The 24,324-nt window shown below is 73.6% G+C and carries 17 protein-coding genes; 8 read left to right on the top strand and 9 right to left on the bottom strand.

Translation table 11 applies throughout. The features are described from left to right. Positions 1-32 precede the first annotated feature (32 nt). Positions 33-1,970 carry a collagenase gene (locus ACFWZ5_RS09750; protein ID WP_384788241.1) on the bottom strand — a complete coding sequence of 646 codons (1,938 nt, stop codon included), beginning with the start codon at positions 1,968-1,970 and terminating at the stop codon, positions 33-35. A gap of 386 nt (positions 1,971-2,356) precedes the next feature. Here ACFWZ5_RS09750 and ACFWZ5_RS09745 point away from each other — a divergent pair, with 386 nt between their 5' ends. Continuing rightward, positions 2,357-3,076 (top strand): GntR family transcriptional regulator, encoded by a 720-nt coding sequence (locus tag ACFWZ5_RS09745; RefSeq protein ID WP_384788215.1) that lies wholly within the window; start codon positions 2,357-2,359, stop codon positions 3,074-3,076. A gap of 224 nt (positions 3,077-3,300) precedes the next feature. Here ACFWZ5_RS09745 and ACFWZ5_RS09740 read toward each other — a convergent pair whose 3' ends face one another. Beyond that, positions 3,301-8,520: a trypsin-like peptidase domain-containing protein gene (locus ACFWZ5_RS09740; protein WP_384788218.1), complete on the bottom strand. Its 5,220-nt coding sequence runs from the start codon at positions 8,518-8,520 to the stop codon at positions 3,301-3,303. 27 nt (positions 8,521-8,547) lie between these two features. Further along, on the bottom strand, positions 8,548-8,877 hold the full coding sequence (locus ACFWZ5_RS09735) for a trypco2 family protein (protein ID WP_384788221.1): 330 nt from the start codon (positions 8,875-8,877) through the stop codon (positions 8,548-8,550). A gap of 236 nt (positions 8,878-9,113) precedes the next feature. Here ACFWZ5_RS09735 and ACFWZ5_RS09730 point away from each other — a divergent pair, with 236 nt between their 5' ends. Further along, positions 9,114-9,875, top strand: a complete 762-nt coding sequence (locus ACFWZ5_RS09730; RefSeq protein WP_384788223.1) for a MerR family transcriptional regulator — start codon at positions 9,114-9,116, stop codon at positions 9,873-9,875. A gap of 21 nt (positions 9,876-9,896) precedes the next feature. On the opposite strand, the gene ACFWZ5_RS09725 is transcribed toward ACFWZ5_RS09730, so the two are convergent. From ACFWZ5_RS09725 to ACFWZ5_RS09705, 5 genes are all read right to left on the bottom strand, one after another. Next, entirely contained in the window at positions 9,897-11,264 is a 1,368-nt protein-coding gene (locus ACFWZ5_RS09725) for a phytase (RefSeq protein ID WP_384788226.1), read from the bottom strand. Positions 11,265-11,405: 141 nt separating this feature from the next. Continuing rightward, positions 11,406-13,229 carry a thiol reductant ABC exporter subunit CydC gene (gene cydC / locus ACFWZ5_RS09720; RefSeq protein WP_384890583.1) on the bottom strand — a complete coding sequence of 608 codons (1,824 nt, stop codon included), beginning with the start codon at positions 13,227-13,229 and terminating at the stop codon, positions 11,406-11,408. Beyond that, positions 13,226-15,007 (bottom strand): thiol reductant ABC exporter subunit CydD, encoded by a 1,782-nt coding sequence (cydD, locus tag ACFWZ5_RS09715; RefSeq protein ID WP_384792083.1) that lies wholly within the window; start codon positions 15,005-15,007, stop codon positions 13,226-13,228. The genes cydC and cydD overlap by 4 nt, the downstream gene beginning before the upstream one ends. Positions 15,008-15,074: 67 nt before the next feature. Continuing rightward, positions 15,075-16,091: a cytochrome d ubiquinol oxidase subunit II gene (gene cydB, locus ACFWZ5_RS09710; protein ID WP_384792086.1), complete on the bottom strand. Its 1,017-nt coding sequence runs from the start codon at positions 16,089-16,091 to the stop codon at positions 15,075-15,077. Between the two features lie 48 nt (positions 16,092-16,139). Continuing rightward, entirely contained in the window at positions 16,140-17,414 is a 1,275-nt protein-coding gene (locus ACFWZ5_RS09705; RefSeq protein WP_384792089.1) for a cytochrome ubiquinol oxidase subunit I, read from the bottom strand. Between the two features lie 224 nt (positions 17,415-17,638). Here ACFWZ5_RS09705 and ACFWZ5_RS09700 point away from each other — a divergent pair, with 224 nt between their 5' ends. The 3 genes from ACFWZ5_RS09700 to ACFWZ5_RS09690 all read left to right on the top strand — a co-directional run bounded on the left by ACFWZ5_RS09700 (position 17,639) and on the right by ACFWZ5_RS09690 (position 20,488). Then, positions 17,639-18,604 carry a LysR family transcriptional regulator gene (locus ACFWZ5_RS09700; RefSeq protein WP_384792091.1) on the top strand — a complete coding sequence of 322 codons (966 nt, stop codon included), beginning with the start codon at positions 17,639-17,641 and terminating at the stop codon, positions 18,602-18,604. Between the two features lie 319 nt (positions 18,605-18,923). Then, a complete protein-coding gene (locus tag ACFWZ5_RS09695; protein ID WP_384792094.1) occupies positions 18,924-19,247 on the top strand; it encodes a 2Fe-2S iron-sulfur cluster-binding protein in 324 nt (107 codons plus the stop codon). Continuing rightward, on the top strand, positions 19,247-20,488 hold the full coding sequence (locus ACFWZ5_RS09690) for an NAD(P)/FAD-dependent oxidoreductase (protein WP_384792097.1): 1,242 nt from the start codon (positions 19,247-19,249) through the stop codon (positions 20,486-20,488). Before ACFWZ5_RS09695 ends, ACFWZ5_RS09690 begins: the two co-directional genes overlap by 1 nt. 11 nt (positions 20,489-20,499) lie before the next feature. Here the strand turns inward: ACFWZ5_RS09690 and ACFWZ5_RS09685 are convergent, their stop codons facing one another. Then, complete coding sequence (locus ACFWZ5_RS09685; protein ID WP_384792100.1) at positions 20,500-20,721, bottom strand: hypothetical protein; 222 nt, start codon at positions 20,719-20,721, stop codon at positions 20,500-20,502. A 191-nt stretch (positions 20,722-20,912) separates the two neighbouring features. Between ACFWZ5_RS09685 and ACFWZ5_RS09680 the strand changes: the two genes are divergently transcribed. The 3 genes from ACFWZ5_RS09680 to ACFWZ5_RS09670 all read left to right on the top strand — a co-directional run bounded on the left by ACFWZ5_RS09680 (position 20,913) and on the right by ACFWZ5_RS09670 (position 24,307). Then, positions 20,913-21,875 carry an SMP-30/gluconolactonase/LRE family protein gene (locus tag ACFWZ5_RS09680; protein ID WP_384792103.1) on the top strand — a complete coding sequence of 321 codons (963 nt, stop codon included), beginning with the start codon at positions 20,913-20,915 and terminating at the stop codon, positions 21,873-21,875. 92 nt (positions 21,876-21,967) lie between these two features. Then, positions 21,968-22,531, top strand: coding sequence for a PadR family transcriptional regulator (locus tag ACFWZ5_RS09675; protein ID WP_384792106.1), 564 nt, complete (start codon positions 21,968-21,970; stop codon positions 22,529-22,531). A 54-nt stretch (positions 22,532-22,585) separates the two neighbouring features. Next, on the top strand, positions 22,586-24,307 hold the full coding sequence (locus ACFWZ5_RS09670; protein WP_384792109.1) for an acyl-CoA dehydrogenase family protein: 1,722 nt from the start codon (positions 22,586-22,588) through the stop codon (positions 24,305-24,307). Positions 24,308-24,324: the final 17 nt, after the last annotated feature.

Genomic DNA, 24,324 nt, shown 5'->3' with positions numbered 1-24,324 from the left:
GTGGGGGGTGGTGGCTCAGGTCGGGTTCCCGGTCACCGCGCCGCGCTCGGCACGGTGCCGCAGTCACCGGCGTGGCACTTGCGCAGCCAGTCGGCGAAGTCGGCGTCGTACCGGGTGCCGATGGTGCTGGTGAGCAGGGTGCGGGCGGCCTTCCAGTTGCCCGTGCGGTAGTGGCCGAGGAGCGTGGTCACGTCCTGCGGATGCTTCTGGAGCAGGTAGCGGACCGCGAGGTAGCCCCACGGGTAGATGCGGGTGGTGTCGGCGTTGTCGTAGGTGGTGTCGAAGAGCGTGCTCAGCCTGTACGTGTTCTTGCCGGCCTCCGCGATCGCGTTGTCATAGGGAACCTTGCGGTACGAGTAGGAGATGTACTCGGCGAAGCCCTCCACCCACATCACGGTCGGCGTGGTCTGGCCCGCCGCGAAGTCGCCGTACATGTTGAACCGGCCGTCGAGGTAGTGCGTGTACTCGTGGTTGAGGTTCCAGATCTGGGAGTCGGCGGCCTCGTAGGCGATGAAGCGCGGCAGGTTGCCGGCCTTGGCCGGGTCGCCCTCCAGGTACATGCCGCCGTTGTTGGTGTCGATGCCGTAGACGATGCCCGCGTAGGTGCCGTAGTCGGCGGAGGAGTTGAACGCGACCACTTCGAGGGTGGTGTTGCGGTCGTTGGCGACCGGCCCGTTGTCCTTGACCACGCCGTGGAAGTAGGCGTCCTGCTTGGCCAGGCTGGAGCAGGCGGCCGACAGCTGCGCGGCGGTCAGCTCCTGGGCGACGATCCGCAGGCTCGGGCTGCAGGTGTGCTTGGTCTTGAGGACGGCGTCGCGGACCCGGTTCTGCAGGTCGCAGGTGCCGTAGAAGGAGCAGTTGGCCTTGTCGAACGCGTCCGTCATCTCGGCCACGCCGACCCACAGGGCGGCGGTGCGGCCGGTGATGGAGCTGCGGTCGAGCAGTTGCTTGGCCAGGGGGCGGACGGTGGGGTTGAGCGCCGGGTGCTGGAGGAAGCGGCCCAGCTCGCGGCCCGCGTTGGCCGTCAGATAGGCCTTGTCGGTGCCGAGCAGATCGGCGTGCGCGACGGCGAAGTCACGCAGGACGGTCAGCACGCTGGTGTCGGCCTGCACCGCGGACACGAACTCCGGCAGGTAGTGGCCGCGGAACAGCACGGTGTAGGTGTTGTTGACCGCCGCGCGCATCCAGTAGAAGCGGTCGTACGAGGAGTTGTAGGAGGTGAGGAGCTTCTTGACGATGCGCAGATAGCGGGCGTTCGTGCCCGAGCTGTCGATCAGCGTGACCGACTCGGCGAGGATCTCGCCGTTGGTGTCGTTCACGTCGAAGGCGCGGGAAGCGGCGAAGAAGGCGTCGAGGCCGCCCTGGGCGGCGCTCTTCAGCGCGGGGCCGTACGAGCCCACGTCGTCGGGGTGGCCGTACTGCACGTAGTAACCGGCACGCAGGTACAGGACCAGTTGGAGGACCGAAGTGCTGTTGTCACCGGGGTAGTTGGCGGCGGTGGCGCGCAGCGCGTTCGCCACGGTCACCATCTGCTCCTCGCGGAACAGCCCCTTGGCGTTCGTGCCTGACTGGCTGAAGAACGTGTAGAGACACGCCTTGTCCGACTTCTTGATCTGCTCGACGAGGGCGGCGCCGGTCTTCGATGCGAAGTCGCCGACGTTGCAGGCCGCCGCGCTCCCGGGCTTCGCCAGGGCGGCGATCCGCTTGCGCTGGGCGGCGTCCGCGCGGGCGCGCAGCGGCGGGCGCTGCGACACGTGCACGGTCGGATCGTCCACGCGCCCTGCGTCGGGGGCGCGTTCGGCGGCGACCGCGGTGGGGGTCGAGGGCTGCGGGGCGACGCCGGGCCGCGGCGTCGGCGCCTTGGCCTCGGCGCCGCTCGCCTGCCCCGTGGGGGCGAGCAGGGCGAGCCCCAGACAGAGGGCCAGGGCGGTGATGAGCAGGGGCGCGAATCTTCTGAGCGTGGGGGTTATCGGTATCAAGATGGCCTCCGGCCGGTCGGCGGCCGTGCGTGGGGCACGGCGATGGGGGGTTGCGGACCGTGCGGGTCAACGGGAGTTGAGCCTGCGGATGTCATGCGCGTTAATGTCATGCACACAATTGAATGTGTGACATGTACCATTGCACACGTCACATTGCTTGAGAAGGCCCTGGACCCGGTTGTTGAAATCGGCGCGCATCCGATGCGCCGTCAGACCGGACGGAGCGGCCGCCGCGCCGCATCCGCGAGCCGCCGAACGCGCGCACCGCGCCGCGCCGCCCGCACGTCCTGGCCCACGACCCGCCCCCACGCCCTGTCACCAGCACAAACAACGTGACATCGTACGGTCAGGCAGCGCGGCAGTACCGGAGGGAACAGATGGGTCATCTCAAGCACGCCAACCTGATCACCGCCCGAGAACGGCTGCGCGACCAGGTCGCCCACGCGCTGCGCGCCGCCCTGATCTCCGGTGAACTGCGGCCCGGCGAGGTCTACTCGGCGCCCGGCCTCGCCGAGGACTTCGGCATCTCCGCCACGCCGGTGCGCGAGGCGATGCTGGACCTCGCCCGCGAAGGGCTCGTGGAACCCGTGCGCAACAAGGGATTTCGCGTCACCGAGGTCAACGAGCGCGACCTCGACCAGTACACCGAGATCCGCCTCCTCATCGAGGTCCCCATGATCGGGCGCATCACGCGCACCGCCTCGCGCGAGGAGCTGGAGGCGCTGCGGCCCGTCGCCGAGCAGATCGTGCGGGCGGCGCGGGCCCACGATCTGATCGGCTATCTGGAGGCGGACCGGCAGTTCCACCTCTCCCTGCTCGCCATCGGCGGCAACGACCGGCTCGTGGAGACCGTCGGCGACCTGCGCAAGCGCTCCCGTCTGTACGGCCTTGCGGGCCTCGACGCGCGCGACCAGCTGCTCCCCTCCGCCGAGGAGCACATCGAACTCCTCGACCTGATGCTGGCCGGCGACGCCAAGGGTGCCGAGCGGTGCATCACCCGGCACCTGGGCCATGTGCGGTCGTTGTGGGCCGAAGGCGAGGAGAAGGGATCGTCCGGACCGACGAGAGTCGAGGGCGGCGGGCGCGCCCGCGCGTGACCCGCGGCGCCCTCCCCGCCGACCCCGAAGGTCAGCTCCGGCGGCTCCGCGGGAGCGGGGCCGACCCGGACCTGCGAGCGGTGCCGCGCTTCCGCGTGGATCAGGTCGACGAGGGTCCCGGTGTCCTGCGGACGGAAGCGCGCGACCAGCGCGAGCACGCCGAGGGTGCAGGCCCACCACATGGGTCGGAACGGTCCCCGCGGAGGCACAAGGGCACCCGCCCGTCACAAAGGAACCCGCCGCCACTCGTCCGCCCAAGTGCGGGCCGCCTCGGCCTCGTCGTTCCTGCCCAGTTCCCGGAGCGTGTGGATCTGGCCGTCCAGGACGTGCAGGAGCTGCGGCACGTACTCGGCGGGGCCCTGCTCGGCGTACGGGACGAGGAGGGCCACGGCCTCGGCGTACGCCTCAAGGGCTTCGGGGTGCTGTTCCAGCTGTGTGTGGCAGAGGGCCTTGCGGTGGACCGCGCCGAGGAGTTCGAGGGCGATCTGCGGGTGGCCGGCGAACGGGCGCAGGACGTCCGTGGCCTCGCGGAGCGGGGCGAGCGCGTCGGCGGGGCGGTCGAGGGCGGTCAGGCAGATGCCGGTGATGTGCAGCACGGAGCCCAGGCTCGCGAGCGCGTCCGGGTCGTCGGGCCACGCGCGCTGCCGGTCCGCCGCTTCCGTCGCCGCCGTGAGGGCTTCCCGGAACGCGTCCAGGACCTCCTGCTCGTCCTCGCTCTCGGTGAGCAGGGCCGCGTTGAACAGGTGCACGGCCCGCAGGGCGACGGCCTTGGCGAGCGCCGGTGCCACGGAGGGGTCGTCCTCGGGAAGGGCACGGAGCAGCGCGGACGCCCGCTCCGCGTCGTCGCCGAACGGCTCGCCGAGCTGCGCGCCCCGCTGGGCGAGCACCAGGTGCGCGCACCCGCGGAAGAAGGTCTCCGCGGGGGCGCCGCCCCCGGTTTCCGGCAGCTCCAGGCTCTCCCGCGCCGCCTCGCGCGCGCCCTGCTGATCGCCGAGGGACAGCAGGCTTTCCGCGAGGAAGACGAGCGTTCTGGCCCGCGGTACGACGACGGCGGCCGCGGTCTCCGGCGGCAGGTCACCGAAGAGCCGCGCCGCCAGGGCGAAGCGCTCGGCCGCCGCGTCGGGTCGGCCGAGCGCGACATGGCAGCTCCCCTGCGCGGTGAGGACTTCCGCCCGCAGCACGGACTGGCCCACGTCGGTGTCCTCCTCCGGCGGACCCAGCGCCTCCGTGAGGACGCCGAGCGCCTCCTCCGGCCGTCCGAGACCGGCGAGGGCGAGCCCACGGCTGTGCCGGATCCTGGTGAGGGTGGAGCGGACGACCGGGTTGTCGGCCGGGGACGCGCGCAGGTCGTCGGCCGCCCGGTCCAGCGGGTCGAGCGCTTCGGCGGGACGCCCGGTGAAGATCCGGCTCTGCGCCAAGGAGGCCAGCGCGTCCGCCCGGCTGAGGGCGAGGCCGACGGCGACGTCCTCCCCGGCAGGCTCCGCCAGGGCGTCGGCGGCGGCGACCGCGTCCGCCGCCGGGCCCTCCGCGTCGGCCGGGTTCCCGGAGAGGATCAGCTCGGCGGCCAGAGTGGACAGGGCCATGCCGCGCACCAGGCCCAGGACCGGGTCCTCGCCGGGCAGTTCGGCCAGCGTGTCGACCGCCTCGCGGGCCGCCGTGAGCCCCACGTCGTGGCGGCCGAGGCGCAGGGCGCAGGCTCCGACCAGGGTGAGCCCGTGGGCGAGGCCCGCCCTGGCCTCCTCGCTGCCGTCGGCGGCCGCACGGCACAGCGCCACGGCCTGCCGGGCCGGCCCGGCGGCCTCCTGGACCCGGCTCAGGGAGTACAGCACCGTGCTCAGGCACACGAGCGCCCGCGCCTCGTCCAGCGCGTCGCGCTCCGCGTCCGGGACCCCGTCGAGCAGGTCGACGGCCCGCCGGGCGGCGGGCAGGGACCGGGCGGGGCCTTCCGCCCCCAGGAGGAGCTGGGCCCAGGCGACATCGAGGAACGCCTCCGCGGCCCGGCCGGTGTGCCGGCCGTCCTCCGCGGCGAGTTCGTCGAAGACCTCGGCGGCGCTCACGAGCGCGTCGAGGGCCTCGTCGGGGCGGCCGAGGCCGAGCAGCAGCGAGCCGTACCCGGCGGCGGCCTGTCCCAGGTCCGGCCGCAGTTCCCGGTGGCGCAGGGCCAGTTCGGTGTGGAGGGCGAGGGCCTCACGGGCGTACTCGGCCGCCTCCTGGAACCGGCCGGCGTCGTGCAGCAGGTCGGCGAGGTCACCCAGGGCCGCGGCGAGCGCGGAGCCGGGGGCCGGTGGCCGCACGGCGCCGTGCAGGGCGGTCGCGCCGGTGGGGGAGTACGCCGTGTAGTCCTCCGGGAGGAGCGCGCGGCGCTCCTCGACGTGCTGCCGTGCGTGGCCGATCGCGTCGTCGAGCCGGCCCGCCGCGCGGCTGTAGTCGGCGAGGATGCCGAGGCCCCGGGCGAGCATCCAGCGGTTCTCCGGCTCCTTGGGGACGACGAACCGGCGCAGCAGCTCGACGCTTTCGACCGCCGGTACGAGCGCCTCTTCATGGCGCCCCCATCCGGCCAGGCCGGAGGCGAGGATCCTGAGGTGCTCGGCCTGGTCGAACGCCTGGTAGCGGGCCTGGTTGGCGGCCGCGCGCGGGACGAGGAGCGGGACCAGGGCGTTCCTGAGCCGGTCGGGCGCGCGGGCGCCGAAGCCCTGGACGGTCCGCGCGACGGCGAATTCGAGGTTGACGACGTCCTCGTACGCCTTGGGCGCGAGCGGATCGGAGCCCACGCAGCGGCAGTAGCCGTCCACGGCCCGCTCGGCTCCGGACGCGCCGTCGGGATCCGGCTCGCGTCCGGCCCCGGCCCCGGCACCCTGGTCCTGCCCGGCGTCGCGCTCGGCGTCGAGACTGCGGGCCAGGTCGACGAGGAGTTCGCGCATCCCGGCGACGCGCGACAGCCGCTTGCCGGAGCCGTACTCGATGGCCCGCGCGAGCGTCCGGGCGGCCTCGGCCCGCTCGCCGCCGTCGGCATGGCAGAGCGCGAGGTTGATCAGGGCGTCGGTGCAGGCGGGGCGGTGCTCGGCGGCACGGGCGGCGAGCTTCTCGTAGTGCCGGGCCGCTTCGTCGAGCCAGGGCAGCGCCTGGACGTGGTCGGCGGCGCGGGCCAGGCAGGTGCCCAGGTTGTAGGTCACCCGGGCCCGGGCGGCCGGGTCGTCCGGGCCGCACTGCGCGCAGGCCCGTTCGGCGTGCCGGGTCGCCTCCGCGGGCTCGCCGAGCGCCGCGTGCTGGGCCGTGAGGTCGGTCAACAGGTCGACGCGGGTGGCGCGTTCGGCGGCCGTCAGGTGGTCGTCGCGGGCGTCGAACCCGGCGACCGCGAGGGCGGCGACCCGGCGGCGCAGCGCGGTCACCGCCCGGTGGCCCTCGGGCCCAGGGGGCCGGTGCCGCACGGCGGCCGCAGCCGTGGCAAGGGCGAGGCCGGTGTCGTAGGCGGCACAGCGCTCGACGGCGGTTTCGAGGAGGCCCGGCAGCTGGGACTGCGGTTGCGCGGCGGCCTCGTCGACCAGCGGGCCCAACCGGGCGACGAGCAGGCCCCGCAGGGCCGCCCGCACCTGTTCGCGGCTCTCCTGGCGGGCGGCCAGCTGGAGGGCGTCGAGCAGGCGGACGGTGTGGTCGAGGGTCCGCGCGGGGTGGTCGTACAGGCGCAGGACCAGGGCGGGGAGCCGGTCACCGGTGTCTTCGAGCAGCTGCTCGGCGAGCAGGTCGGGGGCGAGCGGGGCCAGGCGGCCCCCGGGCCCGGGGAACAGCTCCTGCAGCCACTCCGAGACGCGCACCCGGGCCGGCGCGTCGCCGTCGTCGAAGCCGTCGAGCGCGGTGAGCAGGTCCACCGCCTCCGCGCGGGTGGGGGTGGTGAGGGTGGTGAGGACGACCGCGTGGTGCGGGGCGACCGTGCCGAGGTCGTGGAGGCCGTGCGGGGCGAGGCGACGCTGCCACCGGTCGCGCTCCCGCGCCACGAAGAGCTTGAGGGTGCCCGCGGCCGTGGGCGAGGTCTCGCCGCGCAGGGCGAGCAGCACGGCCAGATGCACCTTGAGGGGGTTGCTGTAGCCGTCGTCGCTCAGGTCGGGCAGGACGGCGGGCACGGTGCCGCCGCCGAAGGCCGCGAGCGCCCGCCGGGCGTGCCGGACCCGCTCCGGCGGCGCGAGGCGGCCCGCCGCGAGCCGCACGACCTCGCGGGTGCCGTGCGCCACAAGACCGGATGTGGTCCGGCTCAGGTCGGCCCACCAGGTGACGGAGTCGGGGAACAGGGCACCCTGCCGCGGGTCGGCCTCCTGGTCGGGCGCGCGGTCGAGCAGCAGCAGGCGCAGCGGCGCACCGCGCCGCCCGGGCTGGGCGAACCGGGCGATCAGACGGCCGATGTCGTCGGTCAGACCGTCGGGGTAGTCGACCACCAGGAGCGTGGGCCAGACGAGTTCGACCCGGGCGGACCCGGCGTCGGCCAGCTGCCGCAGGCGCGCGAACCCCGCCGACCAGCCGTGCCCGGTCACGCCTTCGCACAGCTCCGCGCCAAGCCGGGTCTTGCCCGCCCCGGCGTCCCCGGTGACCACCGCCACGCTGAACTGCTCGGGCCCGGCCCACCAGCGCCACAGCCGGCGGAGCTGCTCCTCGCGGCCGAGGAAGGGAACTTGCCGGTGCCTGGCCTGGAGCAGCTTGTAGTCCGGGACGTCCGCCCGGCTCAGGTCCTCGTACGCCGGGGTCAGGAACCCGCTGGCCCGCGCGTCGAGTTCACGGACGTCCGGCCAGGGGTGCACGTCCTCGACGTGATGCGCGTACACCCCCACCAGATCGGCGAAGCCCCGCTCGTCGAGCAGCCGCGACACGGTCACCGCTTCGAGCCTGCGGCCGCCGAACATCACCGGGTCGTCGACCACCACGCCGAGCAGCTCCCGCCCGGCGCCGAGGAGCACGGCGCCCGACATGCCCTGCCAGGCGGAGGCGTCGGCGCCCAGGGAGACCGGGTGGGAGCTGGTGATGTCGACGTGGTAGCGCCCGCCGAGCGCACCCGTCGTCCGGCTGATCCGGCCTTCCAGGGTCTCGGGTTCGCGTGCGCCGCCGGGGCGCTCCTGCGCCTTGGGGAACCCGTGCGCGCAAGCCCACACCCCGCTGTCCGCGACCCGGCCCCAGCGCAGGGCGCCCCGGTCGGGCGCGGCCCGCCAGGGCGCGGAGGGCACCCGCAGCAGCGCGGCGTCCAGGGTGCCCTCGGGCTCCCAGGCCGCTTCGGCGTCGGTGTCCACCGCCTCGCCGAAGAGGCGTACGTGGTACGGCGGGCCCTGGCGCAGCACGTGCCGCGCGGTCAGGACCAGGTCGTCGGCGACGGCGTACCCGGAGCCGTAGCTCACGCCCTCGCGGTCCCCGGCCCAGACCTCGACCACGCGGTGGGCGCCCCGCCGCCGCTGCTCGTCGTCCATCGCGCGGCTCCCCCTGGCCCTTCGGCCTCACTCGGGCCGCACGGCGGACGGCCGGGTGGTCATCGCGTCGCCCACCTGGACGCGGCGGCCGTCGGGCGCGTCGGCGAGGCGGGGCGTCAGGGTCAGGGTGAGCCGGTGCGTCGAGCCCCGGCGGTGGTCGGCGGTCGCCTCGGCCGTCAGCACGCTCCAGAAACCGGCCTTGGCCCCGGCCCCGGCCCCCGTGCTGAGCGCGACCTCCAACTCCAGGACCACGGCGTCGAGTTCGAACTTGAGCTGTTCTCCCTGCCCGGCCGCGATCGCGTCCTGCAGTTCGCGCCGGAGCCGGGCGATCGCCTCCGCCAACGGGACTTCTGCCATCCGGTCACCATCCGAGCCGATGTGGCGTGCTGCATCACCCCATGGGGCCAGACGAGTGTAGGGCGCGCGGAGGGCCGCGCACAGCGCCTTGACGCAGGTCGCGTGCGCGACCAGGGCCCGGGTCCCGACGCGGGGGCAATCCGGGCGCCGGGCTTGAAGCTGCCGCACCGGCAGCTTCTACCGTCGTGGACAGGCCGGGGGAACACGGCCGGTGGAGCACGCGTGGGGAGTCGGCGATGGCCTGGCCGATCGAGAAGGTCGCCCGGATGTCGGGCGTGACCGCCCGGACGCTGCGGCACTACGACGAGGTCGGCCTGCTGTCGCCGGCCAGGACCGGCGACAGCGGGCGCCGCTACTACGAGGAGCGCCAGCTGCTGAGGCTTCAGCAGATCCTCGTGCTGCGGGCGCTGGGCCTGGGACTCGCCGACATCGGCCGGGTCCTGGCGGAGCAGGTCGACGAGCTTCAGGCCCTGCGCGGCCACCACCGCCGGCTCCTCGACGAGCGCGACCGGCTCGACGCCCTGGCCGCCACGGTCGCGCGCACGATCAGCGCACTGGAACAGTCCAGGAAGGACGGTACGGAGATGACGAGCGTCAGTCGCCCGGAGAACCTGTTCGAGGGCATCAGGCCCGCCCGGTACATGAAGGGCCTGCGGGACTTCCCGGACCTGGTCGAGGCCGTCGTGCGGCACGCGGCGGCGCTGAGCGAGGCCGAGAGGTCTGCCGACGAACGCGAGCGCACGGCGCAGCTGGTCCGGCTCGCCGAGCTGCTCGCCCTCGGCCTGCCCGCCGACGCCGACGAGGTGCAGGCCGAGATCGACACCCAGTACCGCACCCTGGCCCGGATCCGGGCGGCCACCGCCGACGAGTACCGCGCGATCGGGCGCTCCTGCGTGGAGAACCCGCACTGGCGCGCCGGGTACGAGTCGATCGCGCCGGGCCTGGCCGCGTACCACAAGGCCGCCATCGACGTGTACGCCGCGACCCGGCTGAGCTAGCACGGCGACGCGGGGGCCGCCTCAGTCGTCGAGGGCGTCGCGCACCTTGCCGAGGTCCACGAACTTGAAGTTGGTGGAGGGGCGTTCGGGGTCTCCGGGTGCGTCGTGGCCGTCCTGGACGACGAGCAGGCCGTGCGGATACCTGGCGCCGAGCGGCCGGTTGAGGACGGCGGCGCCGTCGCACTCCTCCGAGCCGTCGAGGGCGGCGGACGCCGGGGTGACGCGGAAGCCGCCCTCGTACGCGTTGTGGTCGGACAGCTCGCGGTCGTAGGCGGCGAAGGTGTGGTCGCCCTGGCTCGAGGCGAGCAGACGGCCGTCGCCGTCGTCCTCCGTCAGCAGCGTCAGGCCCTCGACGTCGGCCGTCAGGTGCTTGCCGCCGTAGCCGGGGTCGGCGCCCGCGACGCACTCGTCGGCCGCTTCGTCGTACGTCCCCGGGACGCCGTACTCCCGTACCTTGTCGACGAGGTGGGGCTTGCCGGTCAGGTCGGCGCGGAGCCGCCAGATGCCGACGTCCTCCTGGCCCGCGTACAGCGTGCCGGTGGCGGGGTCCACGACCATCCCCTCGACCTGCGGCAGTTCGCCGGGCTCGGCGCAGGGCGACCAGGTGGCGCCGTTCGGCAGGCGGAAGGTGCGGGGCAGGTCGAGCGTCCGGAGCTTGCGGTAGCCGACCGTGCCGTCGGAGCGCGCGGTCAGCTGGAGGAGCGCGACGCGGGTGCGCTCGCGCCGGCTGACGACGGCATAGGAGCGGCCGGTCGACGGGTCGGTCCAGGTCGCGAGGCCGTACGCGGTGCGCTGGTCGTTGATCTCGTCCTGCGATGACGAGAAGACGGCGGGCGCGGACGGATCCGTGACGTCGACGAGCGGGCCGCCGGCGCGGTCGCGGTCGATGCGGTGGACGCGCAGCCGGTCGCTGCCGCGGTCGCTGGTCACGGCCAGGTCGGCGCGGCCCGACGGCAGGCGGAGGCCGTGCACCAGGTCGACGTTGTTGAAGCGGCCCGGCGCGTCGTCCGGGCCGGGCGCGGCGGGCGCCGGGACCGACTGCACCACGCGCGCGTCGAGGTCGTACACGCGCAGGCCGCCCTCCTTGGCGGTGGCGATGACCAGGCTGCGGTCGGGGTCGGCGGGGTTGCGCCAGATCGCGGGGTCGTCGGCGTCGGCGTTGCCGCCCGCTTCGTCGTCGTGGAGGGCGGGGGTCTCGGCGGTGGGGGTGACGGCGGGGAGCGGGGCGGTGGGCGACGGGGTGGCGGTCCTTGCGGCGGCGGATGGTGCGGTGGTGGTCGGGAGGGCGCTCGTGGCGGGCGCGGTCGCGGTGAGCGCCGCGAGTGCCGCGCACGCCGGGGCGAGGGCGAGGCGGCCGAGGGCGGAGCGGGCCCTGCGGGGCTGAGCCATGGAGGGGGTCCCTTTCATGTCGCGAACATGACGGGTCCACACTCCGGTCAGGCCGTGACGACTCTCCGGTCGGAAGGGGGAGGAGGAGCTGTCCGCCGTATGAACGGCCGGTAGCGGGGCCGGACGCGGCGGCCGGGCCCGTCAGGCGAACTCTGTGAGGTCCACGGGTCGGATCCGGCCCCGGTCGAGGGTCACGACCTGGTCGGCCGCGGCGAGGCCCGACCGGTCGTGGGTGACCAGGAGCGTGGTGCGGCCGCGGGTGGCGTCGAGGATGTCGGCGAGCACGGCGGCGGCGGTGTCGGGGTCGAGTCCCTCGGTGGGTTCGTCCAGGACGAGGACGGGCGGGTCGGCGAGGAGCGCGCGGGCCAGGAGCAGGCGCCGGCGCTGGCCGCCCGACATCGCGGCGCCGTCCTCGCCGAGGAGGGTGTCCCAGCGGTCGGGCAGCGACGCGACCCAGTCCAGGAGCCGGGCCCTGCGGGCGGCTTCGCGCAGGTCGGCGTCCGTGGCGTCGGGGCGGGCGAGGAGCAGGTTGGCGCGGATCGTGGTGTGGAAGACGTGGGCGTCCTGCGTCATGCCGGTGATCGCCCGGCGGGCGTCGTCGCCCGTGCAGTCCCGCAGTTCGCGCCCGCCGACGCGGACGCTCCCGGCCTCGTACGGCACGAACCGCATGAGCGCCGCGATGAGCGTCGACTTGCCGGAGCCGCTGGCACCGAGCAGGACGGTGCGGCGCCCGGGCGGCAGCCGCAGGGTCACTCCGTCCAGGGCCGCCGGGCCGTCGGGGCGGTGGCGCACCCGCAGGCCGGCGATGTCCACGCCGAGCGGCCCGTCGGTGGGGAGCCGGGCCGGGGCGGGCGGGTCGGTGACCGGGGGCGGCGTGTCGAAGAGGTCGGCCAACCGGCGCGCGGACGCCCGCACTTCGGCGAGGCGGCGGGCGGCGGCGGGCAGCGGGGCGAGGGCCTCGAAGGAGACGAGCGCGAGGACCGCGAGGACGGTGAGGTGCACGGCGGGCAGCGCGCCGTCCGCGTGGGCGTCCAGCGCGAGCCACGTGACGCCGACCGTCGCGCCGCCCTGGAGCAGCAGGACCGCGGCCGAGGCGAGGGAGGTGGTGAGGGCCTGGTGACGTTCGAGCGCGGCGACCCGGGCGGCGGCGCCCCGGGCCCGCTCGTCGGCACGGCCGCGGGCGCCGTACGCGGCCAGGTCCGCGGCTCCTTGGGTCAAGTCGACGGTGAGCGCGGCGAGTTCTGCGCGCGCTGCCTTCTCCGCGTGGCCCGCGCGGCGGGACAGCGTGAGCACCAGGGCGGGCACGAGCAGCCCCGCCACGGCCAGGAGCAGCCCCAGCAGGATGCCCGCCTGCGGCAGCAGCGCCGTGGCGAGGCCGGTGGCGGTGGCCGCGACCGCGCAGGCGGCCGCGGCCGGGATCAGCACCCTCAGGAGCAGGTCCTGCGCGGCGTCGACGTCGTCGACGAGGCGGGTCAGCAGGTCGCCGCTGCGGAAGGCGGGGGTGCCCGCGGGGGCGAGCGGCACGAGCGCCTCGTACACCCGGGTGCGGAAGCCCGCGACGGCCCGCAGCACGCCGTCGTGGCCGAGGAGCCGGTCGGCGTAGCGCAGCGCGCCGCGCCCCAGGGCCAGGGCGCGCACCGCGACGATCGCGAGGCTCACCGACGCGAGCGGCGGCTGTTCGGCGGCGCGGGTGATGAGCCAGGAGGCGGTGGCCATCAGCGCCGTGGCGGCGAGTTCGCTGCCCGCCGCGGCGAGCGCGGCGGGCAGCAGCCTGCGCCAGTACGGGAGGAGGTGGCGCAGGAGGCGGACGGTGGGGCGCGGCTCGCGCGCCGGGGCGGCGGTGGCCTGGGGGTGGGCGCTCATGAGGTCACCGGGCTCTCCGGGGGGTATGGGGGGTACGGGGATGGGGGCGCCGGTCTCTTCACGTACGCCCGTGACGGAGTCGGCCCGCGCGGGTGCGGTCATGAGGTCACCAGGCCCTGCGCGGGTGCCGGTCGGGGCAGGTCGACGCGGCCCGCCCGTACCGTGACGACCCGGTCGGCGTGGGGCAGCAGGCTCGTGCGGTGCGCGACGACCACCGCGGTCCGGCCGCGCATGAGGCCGACCGTGGCGCGCGTGACGGCGGCCTCGCTCTCGGGGTCGAGGTGGGCGGTCGGCTCGTCGAGGAGCAGTACGGGGGCGTCCTTGAGGAACGCCCGGGCCAGGGCGATCCGTTGGCGCTGACCTGCGGAGAGCCCGGCACCGTGCTCGCCGAGCGGCGTGTCGTACGCCTCCGGCAGCTCCTCGACGAAGAGGTCGGCCGAGGCGGCGCGGGCCGCCCGCCGCACCTCGGCGTCGCTCGCGTCGGGGCGCCCGAGGCGGATGTTGTCCGCCACGGACGCCGCGAACAGGTGCGGCCGCTGGGGCACCCACGCCACCCGGGACCGCCAGTCGTCGGGATCCAGGCGGGCGAGGTCGGTGCCGCCGACCTCGACCCGCCCCGACTCGGGGGTCACGAACCCGAGGAGCAGCGCAAGGAGCGTGGACTTGCCCGCGCCGCTCGGGCCGACCAGGGCGACGTGTTCGCCGGGGCGGACGGAGAGGGAGACGCGTCGGAGGGCGGGGGTGGCGCGGCCCGGGTACTGGACGGTGACGTCGTCGAGGCGCAGGTGCGTGGCTGTGCGGGGGAGGGGGGCCGGGGTGGGGGCGGTCTTGCGGTGGTGGTCGCTGGGAGCCGCGTGCCTGCCCTGCTCATTGAGGGCGCCGCCCCGGCCCCGCTCCCCGGCCCCGTCGAGAACCGCGAACACCCGCTCCGCCACCGTCACACCCTCCGCGCTGTCGTGGAACGCCGCCCCCATGGCCCGCAGCGGCAGATATGCCTCGGGGGCGAGGAACAGGACGACCAGCGCCGTCCGCAGATCCGTCTCGCCGCCGAGCAGCCGCAGCCCGACAGGGACGGCCACCAGCGCCACGGACAGCGTGGCGACCGTCTCCAGGACGAAGGAGGAGAGGAACGCCACGCGCAGCGTCCGCATCGTGGCCCGCCGGTGCGCCTCGGCCATCTCGCCCACCACCCGGGCCTGGTGCCGCCCGCGGCCGAACGCCCGCAGCGTCGCAAGCCCCGCCACCACGTCCAGGAAGTGACCGCCGAGGCGGGCGAGCAACTGCCACTGCCGTGCGGTACGCCGTGCGGTGTGCAGGCCGACCAGCGCGCCGAACACGGGGATCAGCGGCAGGGTCACGACGATGATGAGCGCCGAGGTCCAGTCGGTCCACAGCAGCCAGGCGACGACCGTCAGGGGCACCACGGCGGCGGCCGCCATCGTGGGCAGGTAGCCGATGACGTACGGATCCAGGGAGTCGAGGCCCCGGGTGAGCAGCGTCGCCGTCTCGCCGTGACGGTGGGCCGCGAGGCGCAGCGGGTCGGCGTGCCGCAGCCACCCGGTGATCCGGTCCCGCAGCGCGCGCTTGGCGTCGGCCGCGGCGCGCTGCGCGAGCGTCCCGCGGACCCAGGCGAGAAGCGCCCGCAGCGCCATGACGGCACCCAGCGCGACCAACGGCCCGACCTGGCCCCCGTCCCCGGCGAAGTACCCGGTGACGTGCTCGTTGACGTGCCCGCCGAACCCGTCCGCGAGGACCGTCGCGAGGAGCACCGCCTGCGCGACGACGAGCCCGGCGCCGAGCAGCGCGAGCGCCGTGGAGTACGTCATATGGCGCCGCAGCACCGGAAGTTCCCGCAGCAGACGCCGTTCGACCGGTTTCATCCGGAGTCCCTCTCCCTCACGCTCACGTCGTCGGCTCAGAAATGGCCCGGCTCGGAAATGGCCCGGCTCAGAAGTAGCTCGGGTGGCGGCGGCCCGTCCGCCCCCGGAACGCCCACCAGCTCCACGCCTGGTACGCGAGGATCACCGGGACCACCAGGACCCCGAACACGCTCAGGATCTTCAAGGTGGCGTCGTCCGTGACGGCGTGACCGACGGTCAGCCCCGAACCCGCCGAGCTGATCAGGACGTACGGGTAGTGGCCTGCCCCCACGAGCAGCACGGGCAGCGCCGTCGCGCAGCACGTGGCCACGAACGCCCGGACGTGGTGCCCATGGGAGAGGGACCACCAGGCACCGGTCAGCGCCGCCGCGAACAGGACGGCGATGACCGCCGAGGTCGCGCGGTTCGTCATCGAGGCGCCCGCGCCGAAGAGCGTGAGGAGCAGCGGAAGACAGCCCACGGCGCCCGCCGCACGCAGCAGCCCGGCACCCAAGTGCCGTGCCGTGACGGCGAGATCCGGGGCGGAGCGCAGCGCGACGAAGGCCGCGCCGTGCGCCGCGAAGAGCAGCGCGGTGGTGATGCCGCAGGCCAGCACGAACGGCGAGAACACGGCGCCGAACCCGACGTGGAAACTGCCGTCGGCCCGGCGGGGCACGCCGTGCAGCAGCAGTCCCACCACGAGTCCCCAGCACGCGGCGGGGAGCGCGCCGCCGAACACGATCAGGGCGTCCCACCGGCGGCGGCCGCGCGCGCTGTGGGCGCGCCCGCGCAGCTGGACGGCCGCGTTGCCGAGGACGAGGCCGACGAGGATCGCCACGATCAGCGGGTACAGGCCGGACAGAAGGGTGCCTTCCAGATGCGGGAAGGCGCCGAACAGGACGCCGGCGAAGGCGACCAGCCAGACCTCGTTGCCCAGGAAGAACGGCGCGATGGCGTCGAGGGCGCTATTCCGGTCGACCTCCCGCCCGCTCCTCCCGCCGAGCCAGGGATGCAGCATCTGTACGCCGTAGTCGTAGCCGCCGAGGACGAAGTACCCGGCGAGGAGCAGGCCGAGGAGGGCCAGCCAGCAGGTCTCCAGACTCATTTCGCTCAACTTTCTTCAAGGACAGGGAGGTGCAAGGGACAAGAGGAGTCAGATCACGGAGGCGCCGACCGGGTCGGCCTCGGCGGGGAGCGGCTCGGCGGCGCCGAGCTGGGTGGCGTCCGGGCCGCGGCGGGCGAAGCGGGTGATCAGGGTCCAGTTCGTCACCGCAAGGGCGAGGAAGACGGCGATGAAGACGGTGCAGGACACGGCGAGCGAGGCCGTGCTGACGCCGGAGAGCGCGTCGTCGACCGTCAACTCGCCGTACACGAGCCAGGGTTGGCGCCCGACCTCGCGGACGACCCAGCCGCCCGCACCGGCGACGAAGGGGAACGGGACCGTCGCGACGAGGATCCACAGGGCGGGCCGCCAGCGCATCAGGCGGTCCTTCCACAGCAGGACGACGGCGATGAGCGTGAGGGTGGACACGGTGTTGCCGATGACCGTCATCACGTCCATCGAGATCCGCATCGTGTCCTGCCAGGGCACGTAGTCGCCGGGCCCGTACTTCTCGACGAGCCGCGCCTGCGCCTCGGCGACGCCGCTGTTCTCCAGGACCGCGTCCTTCATGGGCTGGGTCCGCTCGATGACGGGCCGCTGCATCTCGCCGACGACCACGACGAAGAACGAGGCCACCGCGGACACCCACAGGCCCAGGCGCAGCGAGCCGCGGAACAGCTCGACCTCCTCGGTGCGCCGCAGGAAGTGGTAGGCGCTGACCCCGGCGACGAAGACGCCGCCCGTCGTGAGCGCGGCGAGCGCGACGTGGCCGAGCGCGACCAGGGCGCTGGAGTTGGTGAGCAGCGCCCCGAAGTCGGTCAAGTAGGCGGCGCCGTCGCGCACGTCGTAGCCGACGGGGTGCTGCATGAAGCCGTTGGCGATCATGATCCAGTACCCGGAGGCGTACGCGGTCAGGGTGACCAGCCAGATGAGCGTGACGTGCACGCCTCTGCGCAGCCGGCCCCAGCCGAAGATCCACATGCCGAGGAAGGTGGACTCGGCGAAGAAGGCGATGAGGGTTTCGAGCGCCAGCGGGGCGCCGAAGACATTGCCCGCGAACTTGCTCAGGCCGCTCCAGCTCAGCCCGAACTGGAACTCCATGACGAGGCCGGTGACGATGCCGACCGCGTAGTTGATGACGTAGAGCTGGCCCCAGAAGCGGGTCATGCGCTCCCGGAGGGCTCTCTTGGCGGGATCACGGGTGTACGCGGCCCGGGTGTGCATGATCGCCACGAGGGGGACGAGCCCCATGGTGAGGATCACGAACAGCCAGTGGATGCCGGTCGTGGCCGCGAACTGGAGTCGGGCCAGCTCCGCAGCGCTCATGGTGCGACCTTCCTGGGTGGTCGGGCGGACGCGCGGCCCCTCCGGAGGGGTGGGGCGGTCGCGTGGACGGGGGCGGGAACCGCGTCGCGTGTGCAGGTGACGGGCGCCGTTGCCCGGCACCTGCGCGGTGACCCATGGGAGACCGTAGGGAGAATCGCTTATGCACTTCCAAGACCGGTTCAGTCATGTGAAGATGCTTCGGCAGGCATAAGTGAAGGTGGATCGTGGATCTTCTGCAGTTGCGCTACTTCCAGGCCGTCGCCCGGTACGAGCACATCAGCCGCGCCGCGGAGGAGCTGCGCGTCGCCCAGCCCTCGCTCAGCCGCACGATCGCGCGCCTGGAGGCCGAGCTCGGCACGCCGCTGTTCGACCGGCAGGGCCGCCGCATCCGCCTCAACCCGTACGGCGCGATGTTCCTGCGCCATGTCGACCGGGCCCTGAGCGAGCTCGACGACGGCCGTCGGGCCCTGCGCGACGCCCGTGACACGGGGCTCGGCCGGGTCGCCGTCGCGTCCGAGACCCTCCTGACGGTCACCCATCTCCTCGGCAGCTTCCGGGCCGCCTGTCCCCGTGCCGACGTGCGGCTCTACCAGTCGAACGCGGAGGAGATGGCCCGTCAGCTGCGCGCCGGTGACGTCGACTTCTGCGTCGCGTCGCAGCCGCTCGCGGGGCCGAACCTGGAGTCGGTCGAGCTCGCCCGCGAGGAGGTCCTCCTCGCGGTGCCGCCCGGACACTGGCTCGACGGGCGGGAGAGCGTCACGATCCCCGAGATCGCCGACGAGCCCTTCGTCACCACGCGGCGCGGCAACTGGCAGCGAGCGCTCCTCGACCGGCTCTTCGCGGCGGAGGGGCTCACGCCGCAGCTGTCCTGCGAGGGCGACGAACCGGCCGCCAGCCAGGACATGATCAGCGCGGGCCTGGGCATCGGACTCATCCCGGCCATGTCCCGCCAGGCGGGCACGGAGGCCTTCGCCCCGGTCGCCTGGGTGCACGTGGACGCGCCCGACTGCCACCGGGTGCTCACCCTGGTCCGCAACCGCGACCTGTACCTGTCCGAAGCCGCCCTGAAATTCAGGGAGTTCACCACCAGCAGGCCCTTCATGACACACCGCCTGCCGAAGGTGAAGGCGAAGACGGAGGCGACGGGGGAGGCGACGCGGGAGGCGGAGGCGACGGGGACGGCGAGGTGAAGGCGCACCGCACGGCACACACGCACCACAATCGCGCCCACGCCCCATCGGACACGCCCTAGCGCGCCCGCAACTCCTCTGGTACGTTCCAACGCGCCGCCCCACCCATGGCCGAGGACATCGCGTGTCCGCACGGCCCGAGTGTGAGGGCGAGTCGGCAGGGGTGTCGCGTCCCCCACCGGCCGCAGGCGGCACCCCCTTCGCCTTCCCCTTTCCTTTCCCTCTCTTTCCATCGATTCCACTCGACCGCTGCCCTCCGTGCCACGGCGCGCCCTCGCGCGCGGCCGGACGCCGTCGAGGAGCACCGAGGAGTTCCGCCATGCCCAAAATCACGTACGTCGCCGTCGACGAGACCGCGCGGACCATCGACGTCCCCGTCGGCACCAGCGTCATGCGCGGTGCCGTCTTCAACGACGTCGACGGCATCGTCGCCCAGTGCGGCGGCAACGCGCAGTGCGCCACCTGCCACGTCTACGTGGACGAGACGAGCCTCGACCAACTGGAGCCCGCACACCCCGACGAGGACCACATGCTCGGCTTCGCCGCCTGCCCGCGCCGCCCCACCAGCCGCCTGAGCTGCCAGCTCACGGTGACCGACGCCATGGACGGCCTGATCGTCCACCTCCCGGAACGGCAGTACTGATGACGGACGACAGCACACACCCCGCGTCCGTCGTCATCGTCGGCGCCGGACAGGGCGGCTACCAGACGGCGGCATCCCTGCGCGAACACGGCTACCGGGGCAGCATCACGCTCATCAGCGCCGAGGACACCCTCCCGTACGAGCGTCCGCCGCTGTCCAAGGCCTACCTCAAGGGCGAGGCGGACGAGACCCGGCTGTGGCTGCGGCCCGCGACGTACTACGTGCGCCGGGCGATCGACCTGGTCGGGGGCACCGTGACGGGCATCGACCCGGACGCCCGCACGGTCCGCCTCGACGACGGCTCCGCGTACGCGTACGGCCATCTCGTCCTGGCCACCGGGGCCCGGCCGCGCCCGCTCGGCGTGCCGGGCGCCGGGCTGCGCGGCGTGCACACCCTGCGCACCGCGCAGGACGCCGCCGCACTGCGGGCCGCTCTCGGCTCCGCGCGCCGCGCGGTGGTGGTGGGGGCCGGATTCATCGGTCTCGAATGCGCCGCCGCGGCACGGGAGTCGGGCTGTGAGGTGACGGTCGTCGAAGCGCTCGACCGCCCGCTCGCCCGGGTCCTCTCGGCACGGACCGCCGAACACTTCACACGGCTGCACCGGGCGCGGGGCACCCAACTCCTGTTCGGCCAGGGCGTCGCGGCCCTGCACGGCGACCGGCGCGGAGACGTGACGGAGGTCGAGCTGGCCGACGGGCGCCGGCTGCCCGCCGACCTGGTCCTGATCGGCGTCGGCGTCACTCCGCGCACGGAACTCGCCGCCGCGGCCGGGCTCCCGGTGGACGACGGCATCACCGTCGACTCCCACCTGCTGACCGGCGACCCGCACATCTCGGCCATCGGCGACTGCGCGGCGTTCCCGCAGCCGCGCACCGGGACCCGGCGGCGGCTCGAATCGGTGCAGAACGCCGTCGGCCACGCCCGCCTCGTCGCCCGGCGCCTGACCGGCGAGCCCCGCGCCTACGACGAACTGCCCTGGTTCTGGAGCGATCAGTTCTCGACCACCGTGCAGATCGCGGGGCAGGGCGAAGGGTACGAGACCGAGGTGGTGCACGGCGACGACCCCGACGCGTTCTCGGTGCTCCTCTTCAGCGGGACCACTTTGCTGGCGGTCGAGTCCGTCAACTGCTCCCTCGACCATCTGGCGGCTCGTCAACTCCTGGGCGGTGACGTGAAGTTGACCCCGTACGAAGCCGCTGAGGAGGGCTTCTCACTCATGCAGTACCTGGCGAGCCGCTGACCTCACTCGGACTACGAGCGGTTGCGGGGGTGTGCCTTCGCGGTCCGCTCGTTGCCCCGCTTGTAGTTAGCCGTCCAGCGGGCCATCACCAGCTGGGGGTCGCCCGACTCCGCCTCCGCGAGGAACTGCTCGGCGCGCGGGCCGCGGAGCGTCGCGGCGGTGTGGGCTCCGTGGGTGATCACCACGGTGCCGTCGGGGCGCTGGTCGTACGTGAAGCCATGAGGTCTCGGCATGACCGGGATCGTACGGCCCGGCCCTGCGTGGCCGGTATCGGATTACGGCGCCATCGAAGGGCTGGTGATCGCAGGGCCCGAAGCCAATACTTCGCCGGGCAGTCCGACCCGACGACGGCAGGGGAGCCGATGGAGACGGCAGAGGAACCGATGAAGAAGGCAGATGAACCGATGGGGCCGAAGGTGAGCCGATGAAGTCGAAGGTGAACCGCTTGCTCCGCACCGCCAGGCGCGGGCCCACCCGCGCCCTCGCACCGGCGGTCGCGCTGGCCGCGGCCGCGAGCGTGCTCGCGCCCGCCCCCGCGCACGCGGCACCGGCCTGCCCCGCCACGTCATCCGCACCCCCGGCCGAGGTGGCGCACCTGCCCGACTGGGTCGAGTCGATCGCCGTCGACCGGCAGGGCCGGATGTTCGCCACCGCGTACTTCACCGGCCGCGTCTACCGCATCGACGCGCCGGGCCGCACGCCCGTGCCGCTCACCGGGAACGTGGGCGCCAACGGCGGGATCGTCGTACGGGACGACGGCCGGCTCCTCGTCGGCACCGGCAACGACCTCGTGCACTCGCTCACCGGCGACGCCCTTCCGACATCGAAGCTCCTCCTCGTGGACCCGGAGTCGGGCAGGGTCAGCACGTACGCCAAGGGGCTCGGCGGCATCGACGGCGTCGCCCTCGCGGCCGACGGCACCGTGTACACCACGACCCTGGGCGGCCGGAACATCGGCCGCGTCACCCCGGACGGGAGGGTCGACCCCGCCTGGGCCAAGGTGCCGCAGCCCAACGGGATCGCCGTGTCACGGGACGGCCGTGAGGTCTACGTCATCCAGACCACCGTCGCCCCCGGCCTCTACCGGATCCCGGTGGACGACCCCACGCACCCGCGGCGCTGGATCTCCGCGGCCGCCTCCGACGTCCTCGCCCTCCCCGACGGGCTCACCCTCGACAGCGCGGGCCGCCCGCTGATCACCACCCATACGGCAGGGCAGATCTGGCGGGTCGAGGGCGACGGCTTCTGCGCCGTCGAGTCGGGGCTGCCCCTGTCCACCCAGGTCACCTACGGGCGGGGCGAGCGCGGATTCGCGGCGGGCAGGCTCTACCGGGCAGGGGTCGACGGCCGGATCCACGAGATTCCCGCCGGCGCCGACCCGTCGTGAGCCGATCCGTCCTGAGCCGATCCGCCGTGAGCCGCGTCTCACCTGCACGGCGCCGCTTGTCTATGCAACGAGTTGCATAGAAGGATTCGGGCATGGCGCTCGAGCACGCGATCCTCGTCTCCCTCCTCGAGAAGCCGGGCTCCGGCTATGAGCTGGCCCGGCGGTTCGACCGGTCCATCGGGTACTTCTGGGCCGCGACGCACCAGCAGATCTACCGCGTCCTCAAGCGCATGGAGAACGACGCCTGGATCGACGTCCGCGAGGTGGCGCAGCAGGACCGGCCGGACAAGAAGGAGTACTCCGTCACCGCCCCCGGCCGGGCCGCGCTCTCCCAGTGGCTGCACGAGCCGATCGAACCCGAGAGCGTCCGGCACGAGCTCGCCGTGAAGATCCGCGGCGCGGCCTTCGACGACCCGGTCGCCCTGATCCGCGAGGTCGAGCGGCACCGCGCGGCGCACGCCGACCGGCTCGCGCACTATCTCGCGGGGGAGCGGCGCGACTTCACAGGACCCGAGGCCGAGGCCGCCGGAGCGCCCGACGCCGGGCGGGAGCTCCAGCACGTCGTGCTGCGCGGCGGCATCGCGTACGAGCGGATGACGCTCGCCTGGCTCGACGACGTGCTCGCCACCCTCCGGCGACTCGCCCTTCAGGGCTGAGCTCCAGACCACCCTCCCCATCCCCAACCTCCGAGCCGGAAAGGCGAATCAGCCATGGCCGACGCGCTGCTCTTCAACCCGCGCACCTACGACCCGACCCACTTCGACCCCGAGACCCGCAGGCTGCTGCGGGCGACCGTCGACTGGTTCGAGGCGCGCGGCAAGCGCAAGCTGATCGAGGACTACCGCTCCCGCGCCTGGCTCGCGGACTTCCTGGAGTTCTCCGCCAAGGAAGGCCTCTTCGCCACCTTCCTGACCCCCGCGGCCGCCGCCGACGGGGAGCGGGACAAGCGCTGGGACACCGCCCGCATCGCCGCCCTCAACGAGATCTTCGGCTTCTACGGGCTCGACTACTGGTACGCGTGGCAGGTCACCATCCTGGGCCTCGGCCCCGTCTGGCAGAGCGACAACGCCGCCGCCCGCACCCGCGCGGCCGAACTCCTCGCCCAGGGCGAGGTGTTCGCCTTCGGCCTGTCCGAGAAGACCCACGGCGCCGACATCTACTCCACCGACATGCTCCTGGAGCCCGACGGGAACGGCGGCTTCCTCGCCAGCGGCTCCAAGTACTACATCGGCAACGGCAACGCCGCCGGGCTCGTCTCCGTCTTCGGCCGCCGCACCGACGTCGAGGGCCCCGACGGCTATGTCTTCTTCGCGGCCGACAGCCGCCACGAGGCGTACCACCTGGTCAAGAACGTCGTCGACTCGTCGAAGTACGTCAGCGAGTTCCGCCTGGAGAACTACCCGGTCGCCGCCGAGGACGTCCTGCACACGGGCCGTGCCGCCTTCGACGCCGCCCTCAACACCGTCAACGTCGGCAAGTTCAACCTCTGCACCGCCTCGATCGGCATCTGCGAGCACGCGATGTACGAGGCCGTCACGCACGCGCAGAACCGCATCCTCTACGGCCGCCCCGTCACCGCGTTCCCGCACGTGCGCCGCGAGCTGACCGACGCCTACGTCCGCCTCGTCGGCATGAAGCTGTTCAGCGACCGTGCCGTGGACTACTTCCGCTCCGCGGGGCCCGACGACCGCCGCTACCTCCTCTTCAACCCCATGACGAAGATGAAGGTGACCACGGAGGGCGAGAAGGTCATCGACCTCATGTGGGACGTCATCGCGGCCAAGGGCTTCGAGAAGGACACCTACTTCGCCCAGGCCGCCACCGAGATCCGCGGCCTGCCGAAGCTGGAGGGCACGGTCCACGTCAACCTCGCGCTGATCTTGAAGTTCATGGGCAACCACCTCCTGAACCCGGCCGAGTACGCGCCCGTGCCGACCCGCCTGGACGCGGCCGACGACGCCTTCCTCTTCCGGCAGGGACCGGCCCGGGGCCTGGGAGCCATCCGCTTCCACGACTGGCGCGCCGCCTACGACGCGTACGCCGACGTCCCCAACGTCGCCCGCTTCCGCGAACAGGCCGACGCCCTGTGCGAGTTCGTCACCACCGCCGCCCCGGACGAGGAGCAGAGCCGCGACCTCGACCTCCTCCTCGCCGTCGGCCAGCTGTTCGCGCTCGTCGTGCACGGCCAGCTGATCCTGGAGCAGGCGCGCCTGACCGGCCTGGAGCAGGACGTCCTCGACGAGCTCTTCGCCGTCCTCGTACGCGACTTCTCCGCCCACGCCGTAGAGCTGCACGGCAAGGACTCCGCCACCGCCCAGCAGCAGACCTGGGCCCTCGGCGCGATCCGCCGCCCGGTCGTCGACGACGCCCGCTCGACCCGCGTCTGGGAGCGCGTCGAGGCACTGGCAGGCACGTACGAGATGGCGCCGTAACACCCACCGCCCCGGTC

Source organism: Streptomyces sp. NPDC059003 (assembly GCF_042740445.1).
GTDB lineage: Bacteria > Actinomycetota > Actinomycetes > Streptomycetales > Streptomycetaceae > Streptomyces.
The sequence above is the reverse complement of the archived record's forward strand: the minus strand, read 5'-3'. Positions and strand labels throughout refer to the sequence as shown.